General features: G+C 64.5%; 12 protein-coding genes. 7 read left to right on the forward strand and 5 right to left on the reverse strand.

What is annotated here, in order from left to right:
- The first annotated feature begins 4 nt into the window (after positions 1–4).
- Genes C404_RS34450 through C404_RS34475 form a run of 6 tightly spaced genes read left to right on the forward strand, consistent with a single transcriptional unit; the run spans position 5 to position 6,069 of the window.
- The gene (locus C404_RS34450) at positions 5–862 is read left to right on the forward strand and encodes a branched-chain amino acid ABC transporter permease (protein WP_021193265.1); all 858 of its coding nucleotides are present in this window, start codon (positions 5–7) and stop codon (positions 860–862) included.
- On the forward strand, positions 862–1,830 hold the full coding sequence (locus tag C404_RS34455) for a branched-chain amino acid ABC transporter permease (RefSeq protein WP_021193266.1): 969 nt from the start codon (positions 862–864) through the stop codon (positions 1,828–1,830). The genes C404_RS34450 and C404_RS34455 overlap by 1 nt, the downstream gene beginning before the upstream one ends.
- The gene (locus C404_RS34460; RefSeq protein WP_021193267.1) at positions 1,827–2,597 is read left to right on the forward strand and encodes an ABC transporter ATP-binding protein; all 771 of its coding nucleotides are present in this window, start codon (positions 1,827–1,829) and stop codon (positions 2,595–2,597) included. Before C404_RS34455 ends, C404_RS34460 begins: the two co-directional genes overlap by 4 nt.
- A gap of 5 nt (positions 2,598–2,602) precedes the next feature.
- Complete coding sequence (locus C404_RS34465; RefSeq protein WP_031328835.1) at positions 2,603–3,304, forward strand: ABC transporter ATP-binding protein; 702 nt, start codon at positions 2,603–2,605, stop codon at positions 3,302–3,304.
- A gap of 13 nt (positions 3,305–3,317) precedes the next feature.
- Positions 3,318–4,568: a Zn-dependent hydrolase gene (locus C404_RS34470; RefSeq protein WP_031328836.1), complete on the forward strand. Its 1,251-nt coding sequence runs from the start codon at positions 3,318–3,320 to the stop codon at positions 4,566–4,568.
- Positions 4,569–4,584: 16 nt separating this feature from the next.
- The gene (locus C404_RS34475) at positions 4,585–6,069 is read left to right on the forward strand and encodes a M81 family metallopeptidase (RefSeq protein ID WP_021193270.1); all 1,485 of its coding nucleotides are present in this window, start codon (positions 4,585–4,587) and stop codon (positions 6,067–6,069) included.
- Here the strand turns inward: C404_RS34475 and C404_RS34480 are convergent.
- Both C404_RS34480 and C404_RS34485 read right to left on the reverse strand, forming a co-directional pair.
- Positions 5,991–7,199 carry a hypothetical protein gene (locus tag C404_RS34480; protein WP_021193271.1) on the reverse strand — a complete coding sequence of 403 codons (1,209 nt, stop codon included), beginning with the start codon at positions 7,197–7,199 and terminating at the stop codon, positions 5,991–5,993. The two genes, C404_RS34475 and C404_RS34480, sit on opposite strands and share 79 nt — an antisense overlap.
- A gap of 100 nt (positions 7,200–7,299) precedes the next feature.
- Entirely contained in the window at positions 7,300–8,655 is a 1,356-nt protein-coding gene (locus C404_RS34485; protein ID WP_021193272.1) for a polyhydroxyalkanoate depolymerase, read from the reverse strand.
- A 267-nt stretch (positions 8,656–8,922) separates the two neighbouring features.
- Here C404_RS34485 and C404_RS34490 point away from each other — a divergent pair, with 267 nt between their 5' ends.
- Positions 8,923–9,582: a glutathione S-transferase family protein gene (locus C404_RS34490; RefSeq protein WP_021193273.1), complete on the forward strand. Its 660-nt coding sequence runs from the start codon at positions 8,923–8,925 to the stop codon at positions 9,580–9,582.
- A 15-nt stretch (positions 9,583–9,597) separates the two neighbouring features.
- On the opposite strand, the gene C404_RS34495 is transcribed toward C404_RS34490, so the two are convergent.
- From C404_RS34495 to mqo, 3 genes are all read right to left on the reverse strand, one after another.
- Positions 9,598–10,851, reverse strand: a complete 1,254-nt coding sequence (locus C404_RS34495) for an NAD(P)/FAD-dependent oxidoreductase (RefSeq protein ID WP_021193274.1) — start codon at positions 10,849–10,851, stop codon at positions 9,598–9,600.
- 13 nt (positions 10,852–10,864) lie between these two features.
- Complete coding sequence (locus C404_RS34500; protein WP_021193275.1) at positions 10,865–11,227, reverse strand: RidA family protein; 363 nt, start codon at positions 11,225–11,227, stop codon at positions 10,865–10,867.
- 419 nt (positions 11,228–11,646) lie between these two features.
- Complete coding sequence (mqo, locus tag C404_RS34505; protein ID WP_031328838.1) at positions 11,647–13,284, reverse strand: malate dehydrogenase (quinone); 1,638 nt, start codon at positions 13,282–13,284, stop codon at positions 11,647–11,649.
- Positions 13,285–13,703: the final 419 nt, after the last annotated feature.

Below are 13,703 nucleotides of genomic sequence, written 5' to 3' on the forward strand. Positions count from 1 at the left end.
CCCAATGAACGTCTACCTGCTCCAGGTCGTCAACGGCGTGGGGATCGGCATGCTCTACTTCCTGCTGGCGGTGGGGCTGTCGATCATCTTCGGGCTGTTGCGCTTCGTCAATTTCGCCCACGGCGCGTTCTATGCGCTGGGTGCGTATCTCTGTTTTCAGGCCCTGCAACTGGGCATGAATTTCTGGATGGCGCTGGTGCTGGCGCCCATCGTCATCGGCGCGCTGGCATGGGTGACGGAGAAAGTGCTGCTGCGCCACGTCTATGCGCAGGCACACGAGTTCCACATCCTCATCACCGTAGGGCTGGCGCTCGCTGTTCAGGAGCTCATCATCGTCGCGTGGGGGCCGCTGGGCGTGGATGTGCCGCCGCCCGATGCGCTGCAGGGCGTGGTGATGTGGGGTGATTTCGTCTACCCCAAGTATCGGCTGTTCGTGATCGGTTTCACTGCCGTGCTGGCGATGGGGTTGTGGTGGCTGCTCGAAGGCACGCGACTCGGTAGCGCAGTGCGCGCGGGCAGTGAATCCACCGAGATGGTGTCGCTGCTCGGTATCAACGTGTTCCGCCTGTTCAGCCTGATGTTTGCGCTCGGTGCCGCCACGGCGGCGGTGGCCGGCGTGCTCGCCGCACCCATCCGTGGCGCGGAGCCCTTCATGGGCGTGGAGGCACTCGGCATCGCCTTCGTGGTCGTGGTGGTGGGCGGCATGGGCAGCTTTGCCGGGGCGCTGGTCGGCGGCCTGCTGGTGGGCATCGTGCAGAGCTTGATGAGCACGCTGTGGCCCGAGGGCGCGCGGCTGATGATCTACGTGGCGATGGCAGCGGTGCTGCTGCTGCGCCCGCACGGCTTGCTGGGGAGGGGATGATGCATGGTATCGCTCATGGATTCGCGCGCTACCGCTTCTGGTGGCTGTCGCTGGGCGTGACGCTGCTGCTGCCACTAGTGCTGACCTCAGGCACGCTGGCGACCGAAGTGCTGGTCTACGCCATGGCCGTGATGGCCTGCAACCTGCTGCTCGGCTATACGGGGCTGCTGTCGTTCGGGCAGGGCATCTTCTTCGGGCTGGGCAGCTATGCGGTGGGCGTGGGCCTCACGCAGTTGTCGTTGCCGATGCCGGTGGCGATCGGGTTGGCCGTGGTTGTGGGCGCAGTCGTTGCAGCGGCGGTGGGGTGGTTCGCCATCCGTCAGCGCGGCACGTACTTCGTCATGCTCACGCTGGCCTTCTCGCAGATGTTCTACTTTCTGGCCTACACCACGCCATCGCTCACAGGTGGGGACAACGGTTTGCTCGATATTCCGCGCCCCGCGTTCACGGCATCGCCGTGGGCGTTCTATGCATTCGTGGCGGTGCTATTCCTGATCGTGTTCTTCCTCGTGCAGCGCGTGACGGAATCGGTGTTCGGCCGCACGTTGTTGGCGATTCGTGACAACGAAGAACGCGCACTCGCCGTCGGCTACAACGTGCGTGCGTTCAAGCTGCTCGCCTTCGTGATCTCCGGTGCGGTCACTGGCTTGGCTGGCGCGCTGCACGCCATGCTCACGGGTATCGCGCCGCTGGCCAATATCGATTACCACGTCAGCGAAATGATCCTGGTGATGACCGTGATTGGCGGCACGGGCAACGTGTTCGCCTCGGTGCTGGGCGCGGCGTTCTATGTGTTGCTGTCGGACTGGCTCTCCAGCCTGTGGCCACGCTGGCTGATGCTGCTCGGCTTCCTGCTGATTGCGGTGAGCCTCTTTATGCAGCGCGGGTTGTTCGGGCTTGGGCAGAAGCTGTGGCAACGCGTGCGACCGCCGCGCAATTCACCTGCTGTTCAGGAGGAACGTGCATGAACACCACGCCCATCCTGCAAGCCACTGGCATCGTCAAGCAGTACGGCAAGTTCACTGCCCTGGGCGGCGTGGATTTGCGCGTACTACCCGGCACGGTGCACTCCGTCATCGGCCCCAACGGCGCGGGCAAGACCACGCTGTTCCACATGCTCACGGGCACGCGCATGATCACCAGTGGCACCATCGTCTTCGATGGCCATGACGTGACGCGCGAGGCCGACTACCAGCGCGTGCAGCGCGGCATCGCACGGTCGTTTCAGGTGACGAGCCTGTTCCCGAGCTTGAGCGTGCGCGAGAACCTGCGCCTGGCAGCGCTCGGCACCACACCGCGTCGCGCGATGCACGGTTGGCGATTGCCACAAGGCGATCTGGCCTGCAGCGATACGGTCGACCGTGTGCTCGATCGGCTCGAACTGCCGCGCCTGGCCGACACACCGGCCGCCGCTCTGTCGCACGGTCAGCAGCGCCGCTTGGAAGTGGGCATGGCACTGGCCGCCAACCCGCGCGCGATCTTCCTCGACGAGCCGACTTCCGGTATGGGTGTGGATGACCTGCCCGCCATGAAGGCGCTCATCCGCGGCCTCGCGCACGACCACACCGTCGTGCTGATTGAGCACAACATGGACATCGTCATGGACATCTCCGACACCATCACCGTCATGCAGCAGGGCAAGGTGCTGATGGAGGGCACGCCGGATGCTGTGCGTGCGGACCCGCGTGTGCGTGCCGCCTACCTCGGCAACATGATCACCGGAGGCAAGAAATGACGACGATGATCCTCGACGTTGAAGACCTGCACGGTTACTACGGCAAGAGCCACGTGCTGCAGGGCGTCGCGCTGTCGGTAGGCGAGGGCGAACTGGTGACTTTGCTCGGCCGCAATGGCGCGGGCAAGTCGACCACGCTCAAGGCGATTGCCGGCGTGGTGACGCCGCGTGGGCACGTGCGCTTTCGTGGCAAGGACATCGCTGGGCAGCCTGCGCATCGCATTGCCGCGCAGGGTTTGTGCCTGGTGCCCGAGCATCGCGGCATCTTCAAGCTGCTGACGGTGGAAGAGAACCTGAAGCTCGGCGCGCGACGTGATTCGCCGTGGCAACTGGCCGACATCTACCGCATCTTTCCGCGCTTGCACGAACGGCGGCGCAACGGCGGCGCCAACCTCTCCGGCGGCGAGCAGCAGATGCTGGCCATCGGCCGCGCGTTGATGAACCACCCGCGTCTGCTGATGCTCGACGAACCGGTTGAAGGCCTGGCACCTGTGATCGTAGAAGAGATCGTCGCGCAGTTGAAGGTGATCAAGCAGGCGGGCGTGTCCATCCTGCTGGTCGAGCAGAACCTGGAGGTCTGCACGCAACTGGCCGACCGCCACGTGATCATCGAACAGGGCCGCGTGGTCTACACCGGCAGCAATGAAGATTTCCGCGCCGATGACGCAGTCAAAGACCGCTACCTCGGCGTCGGACTTGCCGCTTGAACCGCACACCATCATGACGACTACCCATCTCGACACCACTCTGCGCATTAACGGCGCCCGCCTGTGGGACACGCTCATGCAGCAGGCCAGTATCGGCGCCACGCCCAAGGGCGGCGTGCGCCGCCTGGCGCTGACGGATCTCGACCGCCAGGGCCGCGACTTCTTCGTCGCGCAGGCCGAAGCCGCCGGCTGCACCGTGCGCGTGGACGCCATCGGCAACCTCTTCGCGCGCCGCCCCGGGCGCAACAACGCACTGCCGCCCGTGATGACCGGCAGCCATATCGACACACAGCCCACCGGCGGCAAGTTCGACGGCAACTACGGCGTGTTTGCGGGCATCGAGGTGGTGCGCACGCTCAACGATGCAGGCATCGAAACCGAAGCGCCCATCGAAGTGGCCGTGTGGACCAACGAAGAGGGCTCGCGCTTCGTGCCGGTGATGATGGGCTCCGGCGCCTTCATCGGTGAGTTCACATTGGACGCCGTGCTCGCCGCGCAGGACCGCGACGGCGTGACCGTAGGCGAAGCGCTGCGCAGCATCGGCTATGCGGGGACGGAAGCGGTGGGCGGCCGGCAGGTCGGCGCGTATTTCGAAGCGCATATCGAACAAGGCCCGGTGCTGGAAGCGCACGCCACCACCATTGGCGTGGTGACGGGCGCGCTCGGTCAGCGCTGGTATGACGTGGTCTTGACCGGCATGGAGGCGCACGCCGGGCCCACGCCCATGGAGCTGCGCCGCGATGCGCTGCTGCCTGCCGCAGAACTCGTCGGCATTGCCAACCGCATCGCACTGGAGCGTCCGCCGCATGCACGCGCCACGGTGGGCTGCCTGAGTGTGCATCCCGATTCGCGCAACGTGATCCCGGGCCGCGTATCGATGACGATCGACTTGCGTGCGGCGGACGATGCTGTGCTCTCTGACATGGACGCCGCGCTGCACGCCGCCGTGAACGAACTGCGCGCCCGCAGCGGCATCGACATCGCGTTGAAGCAAGTCGTGTATTTCCCGCCGCAGCCGTTTGACGCGACGTTGGTGAATGCGGTGCGCAACGGCGCGCGGCGGCTCGGGTTGTCGGAGATGGACGTCATCAGCGGCGCGGGCCACGACGCGGTCTACCTCGCTCGCGTAGCGCCCACCGCCATGATCTTCGTGCCGTGCAAAGACGGCATCAGCCACAACGAGATCGAAGACGCCCGCCCTGAACACCTGGAAGCCGGCTGCAACGTGCTGCTGCACGCGATGCTGCAAGCTGCTGGCCGCTAATCACCGATACACGCTCATGCGCATCCTGATCGCCCGCTTCAATCACGAGACCAACACGTTCTCGCCGGTGCCGACGCCGCTGGCGTCGTTTCATCCGCACTATGGTGCCGACGCCTACCGTGCCGCCAAGGGCACACGCACGGCGGCCGGCGCGTTCATTGATTTGGCGGAGGCGGCAGGCGCGGAAATCGTCGTGCCCGTCATCGCCGGGGCCAACCCGAGCGGGCGCGTGGCCGCCGAGGCGTACACGACGCTGTGCGACGCCATCGTTGCGGCCGCGCCCGGGTGCGATGCGCTGATGCTCGACCTGCACGGCGCGATGGTCGCCGAGAACAGCGACGACGGTGAAGGCGATCTGCTCGAGCGCCTGCGCGCCGTGGTGCCCGATGTGCCCATTACAGTTGCGCTGGATCTGCACGGCAACCTCACGCAGAAGTTCATCGACCTGGCGGACATTGCGGTCAGCTTCAAGACCTATCCGCATGTCGACATGTACGAGACCGGCGAGCACGCAGGGCGCCTGCTGTTCGACAAGCTGGCCGGCCGCGCGAACCCGGTGCTGACATGGCGCCGCCTACCGATGGTCACGCACACGCTGCGCAGCCGTACGGATGAGGGGGCGATGCACCGCGCCGTGGCGCTGGCCAAGCAGGCGGAGCAGGACGGCATGCTGGCTGTGTCGATCCTCGCGGGCTTCGGGCTGGCAGACATTGCCGCGCCGTGCCTGTCCATCGTGGTGGTCGGCAACGGTGATGCACAAGCCGCTGACGCCGTAGCCCAGCGTATCGCCGATGCCATCTGGTCCGACCGCGAAGGCTTCGTCTATCGCTCGGAACCGCTCGCCGAATCAATCGCCCGCGCCGCCGAGTTGGCCGCCACGCCCGGAAAGGGCCCCGTGCTGCTGCTCGACCACGGCGACAACTGCATGTCCGGCGGCACGTGTGATGACATGCACGTCCTGCACGAAGCGTTGAAGCAGGGGTTGAGTGGCATCGCCGTTGGGCCCGTGTGCGACCCCGAAGCCGTCGCCGCGATGATCGAGGCGGGTGTCGGTGCCACCGTCACGCTGCCGGTGGGCGACAAGGTGCCGCTTACGCAATTGGGCGTGTATCCGGTCTCACGTGTGTTGAAGGGCAAGGTCGCCGCCATCAGCGACGGTGAATACACCATCACCGGGCCGACCTACACCGGCCAGCGCATCCGCATGGGGCGCACGGCGCTGCTCGACATCGGCGCGGCACAGGTGGTCGTCACCGAAACGCCGCAGGAGCATTGGGACCTCGGCATCTTCACGCACATCGGCGTGGACCCGCATGCCGCGCGCTTCGTGCTGTTGAAATCGCGCATGTATTGCCGGCCCGTGTTCGTGCCGATTGCCAAGGCCGTGGTCGAGTGCGATGGCGGCGGTGTGACGAGTTCCGACTACAGTCGCTTTCCGTTTGCCGCGCTCAAGCGGCCGGTGTTTCCGTTGGATGCCGTGACGCTTTCGTCGGTTTCGTAGAGATACCCAACCGGCTTACCCTCGGTCCGCTGCGGGCGCGTCTCGGTCTTGGTAATGATGCGGCCCGCCAAACCGTCGATCTCTTCGCATTGCGCGCGCGTCCAGCTCCGCAGTTGTTCGATGTTCTTCAGCAGGCCGAGCCGGAGAATCTGCGTGTCTTCGCCCATGCCGACAAGCGTGACCGAATGCTGGCCCGCCGTCACCACGTCGCCGGCGGTCAGTTCAAACGTATTGCCCGCGCCGTCCTTGAATTCGGCCGTGCCGCGAATGACGCGGTAGATGACCACCTCGCCCTTCGAGAAGGAGGCCGCATCCACTGCACCCGCCTGGCTCTTGGGCAGGCTCGATTCACCGTGCGGGTCGGTGGCGATGAGGTGTCCTGTCACAAGCTGGCCGCTGGGCGCTTCGATGCCGGTGTCGCGGACGTACACCGGTTCGGGCGATCGGATGGAATCGCCGGCCAACGGCCTGTAGAGCGCATGCAACTCCAGCGGATCTTGCACCCAGAAGCCTGCGCCTGCCGGCCGATCGTGCACCGGATGACTCCAGGCGATGCGCGGCGTTTCGGCTTCGTTGATCAGTGCCGACGGCACAATCGTCGGGTTGGGAAACGTGGTCGGATCGGTGATGAACGCTTCCAGAAACTTGCCTGAGCACCCCATGGAAAGCGCGTCAGGCACCACCGTTTGTGGCGTGCTCAGGTTGTCTTCCGTAGACAGGCCCGACCACGTGTAGAAAAGCTGCCGATGCACGATCGCGCTTTGCAGGATCACTGAGCCGGGGCCGACGTAATGCAGTCGGCCATCGTAGTCGAACGTAAACACGCCCGATGTGACCAGCACGAACTGAAAGGCGCCCGGCGGCAGATGCAGGTGGAAATCGGTCGGGCCCGTGTCTTCCAGGTAGATCGGCCGGTTGGTGGCAACCTCATGCAGCAGAAAGGCCTCGTTGTTGGCGGCAAAGCCTTCGTCGGCGCGGCTGTACAGCGCCTGCGGGCGATAGGTCGCCTCGTACTTGGCATCCTGGCGGCGATCGATGGCAACGAAGTCGCCCGTATTGAGGCGGATGGGGTTGCCGCCCGGATGCAACAGGCCCGAAGCGCGTTGGGACTCCGTGGTGTGAGTGTTCATCGCAACCCTCCGTGAATCGATCAACGTCGATGGAGCATGACCTGCTCGGATTCGATACTCGCCCGTCTAAATTACGCCTCGCTGACACGGACCCTGGGGGTCAGTTCACGATTGCCATCTTGCGCGAGCGCCCGCGGGTGACGGCCTGGCTCGACGTTTGCGCATTGAGCAGCGCCCACAGCGTGACGCGATTGGCGTTGTCTGCGTCGCCGACAGTGGTGCTGCTGTCGAACGGCTCGTTGTCGTGGATGGTGGCGCGCACGATCGGGTAGATCTGTTTTTCCCATTTGCTGCCGTTGAACACGCCGTAATGCCCCACACCGGCCTGCACATGGTGTGTCTTCAGATACGGCGGCAGCCCCGAGCACAGGTCTTGCGCGGCCACGGTTTGCCCGACTGCACAGATGTCGTCCTTCTCGCCCTCGACCGTCAGCAACGCGGTGCGATGAATCGCTGCCGGTTCAACCAGCCGGCCGCCGACCATCAACTCGCCGCGCGGCAGTGCGTATTGCTGAAACACTTTCTCGACCGTTTCCAGATAGAACTCGGCGGTGAGGTCGCACGTGGCGAGGTATTCGTCGTAGAAGGCGCGGATCGTGTCGGCCTTGGCAGGGTCGCCCTTCGCGCGCTGGTAGTACAGCTCTTCAAACGACTGCGCGTGGCGATCCGAATTCATCGACATGAACGCGCTCAACTGCACGAAGCCCGGATACACGCGGCGCTGCTCGCCCACAAAGCCGGGCGGCACGACGCCGATCAGGTTCTTCTCGAACCATTCGATCGGCTTGCTGTTGGCCAATGCGTTGACCGCGGTTGGCTCCACACGGCAATCGATGGGGCCAGCCATGAGCGTGAGGCTGGCCGGCTGCGCGGGGTCGTTGTCGGCGGCCATGAGCGAGACCGCCGACAGTGCAGCCACGGTTGGCTGGCAGATGGCCAGCACGTGTGCGTCCGGGCCGATGTGGCGGATGAAGTCGATCAGGTGGCCGACGTATTCATCAAAGCCGAAGCGCCCGGCTGAGACGGGAATGTCGCGTGCGTTATGCCAGTCGGTCACATACACGTCGTGATCGGCCAGCATCGTGCGCAGCGTGCCGCGTAGCAGCGTGGCGAAGTGGCCGGACAAGGGCGCGGCAACCAGCACACGCGGTTGCCGCGTGGGTGTGACCTTGCGGAAATGCACGAGGGTGCCGAACGGCGTTTGCATCACGGTGTCTTCCACCACCGGTACCGCCTGGCCGTCGACCTCAACGCTGTCGATGCCGAATGACGGGCGGCGGTGCGTGATCGCGCTGCATTCCAGCAGTTCGAGCCAGGCATCGAGCGCGCGGCCAGTCGGGTGCTCGGTCGAGGGTGGCCAGTGCGCCATCGCCAGCCGCGAGAACGAGGCCCACGCCCGCGCGGGCCGCAGGCTTTCGGAGAGCCACTGGTAGAAGGGATACGCGAGCATGTTCATGGCGATTGCGTCGCAGGGCACGTGAATGCGCGTGAATGCAAGTAAGGCAGGTCAAGCGAAACAGGCAATACGTGTGCCAGCTCAGATGCCAGTGGGCGTGAAACCGCATGCACGCTGGTGATGACTGGCACAGGCTTTGCGCGGCATCCACGCGGGGCGCGGCGAGGCCTGCGCTCTTGCAGCGCACGGGTGCAGACAGCGCACCGGCAAGGTGCCCGGCGCAGGTCATGCACCGGATTGGAAAACGAAAAACCCTGGGGGACCGAGATGAAATCCGCCGACCTGGCCACGCTCACCATCAGCAGTCGCAATTATTCGTCGTGGTCGATGCGCGGCTGGTTGCTTGCCAAGCTGAGCGGCCTGCCGTTCGAGACGGTGAGCGTCCCGATCGACGCCTCATCGCGCGCGGAATTGCTGCTGCTGTCACCATCGATTCTGGTGCCGTGCCTCACGCACGAGGGCCGCAAGGTGTGGGACGTGCTGGCGATTGCCGAATACCTCAACGAACTCTCGCCCCAGGCCAAACTGCTGCCCGCCGATCGACATGCCCGCGCACACTGCCGCGCGATCTGCGGCGAGATGCATTCGGGCTTCAGCGCACTGCGCTCCGCACTGCCGATGAACTTGCGCGCACATTTTCCGGGCTTCCGCATTTGGTCGCGCGCGCAGCACGACATCGAGCGGATCACGCTCATCTGGCGCGAGTGCCTCGCGCAGTACGGCGGCCCCTGGCTGTTTGGCGAGATCAGCATGGCCGACGCGATGTATGCGCCCGTCGTCATGCGATTCCTGACCTACGACGTCAAGCTCGATCCGGAGATCGCCGAGTACTGCATGCGCGTGCTCGCACACCCGCACGTTGCCGAATGGATTGCCGGGGCAAAGGCGGAGAAGGAAGATATTGATGAGTTGGATATGGAGTTCTAGGGCGGGCTTGTCTGGCTAGCGCGCCGGATCCCAGAAGCGTTCTGCCCGGAACGGGCGAACATCCACGGTCGGTGTTTCGCCCGTCATCATTTCCGCAATTAATCGCCCGGTGATGGGGCCCAACGTCAGGCCGTGGTGGGCATGGCCAAACGCAAACCACATGCTCGGGTGGTGCGGTGCCTGCCCGATGATCGGCAGCATGTCGGGCGTGCAGGGGCGGGCGCCCATCCACGGTTCCGCATCCACGCGCTCGGCCAGCGGGAAGAGCTTGCGCGCGACGGGCTCGACGGCTTCAAGCTGCACGGGCGTCTTCGGCGCATCACGGTGCGCGAGTTCCGCGCCTGTGGTCAGGCGAATGCCGCGCGCCATCGGCGCCAGCACATAGCCGCCATCGGCGTCGAGCACCGGGTGGTTCAACTGCGTGCCCTGTGTGGGCGCGTAGTGCATGTGGTAGCCACGCTTGACGGCCAGCGGCAGGCTGTAGCCCAGGCGCGAGGTGACCACGTCCGCCCACGGGCCCATGGCGATGACGACGTTGTCGGCGCGCAGTTCGCCTTCCTTGCTGCGCACCAGCCACGGTGCGTTGCTCGTGAGCGAGTTCGCATCGCCTTCAAACAACTGGCCGCCGATCTGCTCGAAATAGTTTGCATACGCTGTTACCAGCGCGTTGGGGTCGCTCACGGAATCGGCTTCCGTGTAGCGCAGGCCGCCCAGTAGCGATGGGTCCAGATGCGGTTCAGCCGTGCGCAGGCGCGCGGGGTCGAGCGCTTCAAAGGCGACACCGTATTCGCGCTGCCAGCGCTCGACGGTGCGGGTTTCCTCGTCCTGCGTAGCCGCGTTGCGGAAGACCTTGATCCAGCCGCTCGGGCGGATCAGGTCCGTGGCGCCAGCAGCTTCCGCCAACGCGTGATGTTCGGTCACACTATGCGCGATGAGCGGCGCATACGCCCGCGCGATGGCGGCATGCCGACCGGGGTGCGAGTTGCGCCAGTAGCGCCACAGAAACGGCAGCAATCTGGGCAGATCGCCTAGGTGGTAATGCACGTCTGCCGACGTATTGCTTGCGTAGCGCAGCAGCGTCGGCAGGTCGCGTGGGAAGGCATACGGATAGACGCCCTCGCGCTGGATCAGCCCGGCGTTGCCGAACGACGTCTCAAAGCCCGGTGCCCGGCGGTCAACCAGGGCGACGGCGCGCCCGCGCTGCTGCAGGTGCACCGCCACCGATACGCCGACGATGCCGGCGCCCAGCACGATGGTGTCAAAGCGCATGCGTGATCTGCCTTCAGCCCTTGGCCAGCGCCGTGACGGCGATCTCCACGTCAATGCCCGGGCGCATCAGGCCCGACTGCACGCAGGCGCGCGTGGGCGCGTGGCCGGCCGGTACCCAGGCTTCCCACGCGGCGTTCAGCTCGGCAAAGTGCTTGGCGTCGGTCAGCCAGATGTTGGCGGAAATCAGGCGCGTCTTGTCCACGCCAGCTTCGGCCAGCAGCGCATCGATGCGGCCGAGGATGTTGTTGGTCTGCTCGGTGACGGACTTGAAGTCGAACGCAGCGTCGGGCACTTGGCCTGCCAGATGCACGATGCCGTTGGCGATCACGATCTGGCTCATGCGGGCGTTGGTGTGGAAGCGTTGGATGTCGGACATGTGGGGGTCGGGAGGGTAACGGGTGAAAAGAACGCCGATGGTAGCGCGCCTGCCTGACTTGCGCAGGGAGCGGCTCGCCAGCACGTCAGGTATGACCCGCCGCTAGCTGCCATGTCATTGCAGATGAGGATGTTGACGCTGGTGGGCTCCGGTGTCGCATTGGTTTGCCCGGCTAGCACAAGGCTCAAGGTGGAGCAGGCACAGCGGCGGGCGGCGTGGGCGCGTATCGGCTTTGATCGAATTTGCAGCGAGTGTAAGGAGCTTGGTTCCTCAGGACGCATGCAAATGATTGGGGCCACTATGTGGGAAGGACATATGGGCTGGCTGCGTGGGCACGGATGTGCGGCAGCCCGGCGACATCATCTGAGCAAAAAAAAGCTCAACGGCTGTTGAGCTTTTTGTATGTCCATCGCTGCAGGTTACAGCGCCATCTCTGCTGCTGCCTTGGCGGGTTGCGGCGCAGCGGGTTTGGCGGCTGGCGCCACGTGCAGGTCAATCTGCGGCGGCGGGTTGAGCTGCAGCACTTCGCTGGTGGTCGTCCACTCTTCGTAGACCTTGGCTGGGCTGTCGTTCAGCTTGGTGCCGTAGCTCGGCACAATCTGGCGGATCTTCTGCTGCCAGGCCGGCGTGGCCACCTTGTCCTTGAACACCTTCTCCAGCACGCTCAGCATGATCGGCGCCGCAGTCGATGCACCAGGCGATGCGCCGAGCAGACCCGCGATGGTGCCGTCCTTCGACGCGACGATCTCGGTGCCGAGCTTCAGCACGCCGCCCTTGGCCTCGTCACGCTTGATGATCTGCACGCGCTGGCCGGCCTGCCACAGGCGCCAGTCTTCCTTCTTCGCGTTCGGGAAGTATTCCTTCAGCGCGTTGAAGCGGTCGTCATCCGACAGCATCAGTTGGCCCGCCAGGTATTCGACCAGCGGAAACTCGTCCACACCCACGTGCATCATCGGCATGACGTTGTGGGTGTTCGTACTGCGCATCAAGTCCAGATACGAGCCGTTCTTCAGGAACTTGGTCGAGAACGTCGCGAACGGCCCGAACAGGATGATGCGCTTGCCGTCGAGCACGCGCGTATCCAGGTGCGGCACCGACATCGGCGGCGAACCGACCGACGCTTTACCATACGCCTTCGCCAGATGGCGCTTCACCACCTCGGGGTTGTCGGTGACGAGGAACGAGCCGCCCACCGGGAAGGCGCCATAGTCGCGCGCTTCCGGAATGCCCGATGCCTGCAGCAGCTTGAGTGCGCCACCGCCCGCGCCGATGAAGACGAACTTCGCATCAATGTCCTGCTGCGCGCCCGACTTCAGGTTGACGTACGACACGTGCCACGTGCCATCGGCATTGCGCTTGATCTCGCGCACCTCGCTGGAGAGCGACAGCGAGAAGTTCGGCTGGCTTTGCAGATAGCCGACAAACTGGCGCGTGATCTCGCCAAAGTTCACGTCGGTGCCCACTGGCATCCACGTAGCCGCCACCTTCTGTGAGCGGTCACGCCCTTCCATCATCAGCGGCACCCACTTGCTGATCTGGTCGAAGTCTTCCGAGTACTGCATGCCGCGGAACAGCGGGCTCGCCTGCAGTGCCTCGTAGCGCTTCTTGAGATAGCGAACGTTTGTGTCGCCCCACACAAAACTCATGTGCGGGGTGGAATTGATGAACGCGTGCGGGTTCTTCAGCACGCCGTTCCTGACCTGCCACGCCCAGAACTGGCGCGAGATCTGGAACGATTCGTTGATCTCGATGGCCTTCGAGATATCGATCTTGCCGTCCGGCTTCTCGGGCGTGTAGTTCAGCTCGGCCAGCGCGGAGTGGCCGGTGCCGGCGTTGTTCCAGCCGTTGGAGCTTTCCATAGCAACGCCATCGAGGCGTTCCACCATCGTCATCGACCAGTTCGGCTCCAACTCGTGCAGCCAGACACCCAGCGTCGAACTCATGATGCCGCCGCCCACCAGCAGCACATCGACCTTCTTGGCCTCATCCGCGTGCGCGGACACCGTCACCAGGCACACCACGACCGCTGATACGACCCTTCGTATTGCTTTGATCACCACAACTCACTCTCTCACACAGAAAACGCCCCGGCCGCGAACGCATGCCGAAGCCTGACGCCTCACATCGAGGCGTTCACAAAAATCGGTTCAGCCGATGCCAGCGCGTCTTCAAATCACACCGCGGAGGTGGAAATTGCTGCACCACAGCGGGGCATGTCTGCAACCCGCTGCATGGCTTGGTGGCAGGCCTGGCGAGGAGCCGGCGGCGGGCGATCGGCGGCGTAATATAACCGAAATTGACGATTTTTATTGCTATGCAGCATGAGGCCCATGGCCCCGCCTTCTGCTGCAGTGACATGGCCTCGCGCTTGCGTGGCTGCGCAGGGTGGATGGCATTGGAATCGACACGCCTAAACAACAGTTAGCCATGTAAAGATCAGAATTAAATAACTCTGTTTCGCCGCTAAGCCGCGCGG

The sequence above is a fragment of the Ralstonia sp. AU12-08 genome, from assembly GCF_000442475.1.
Taxonomy (GTDB): Bacteria; Pseudomonadota; Gammaproteobacteria; order Burkholderiales; family Burkholderiaceae; genus Ralstonia; species Ralstonia insidiosa.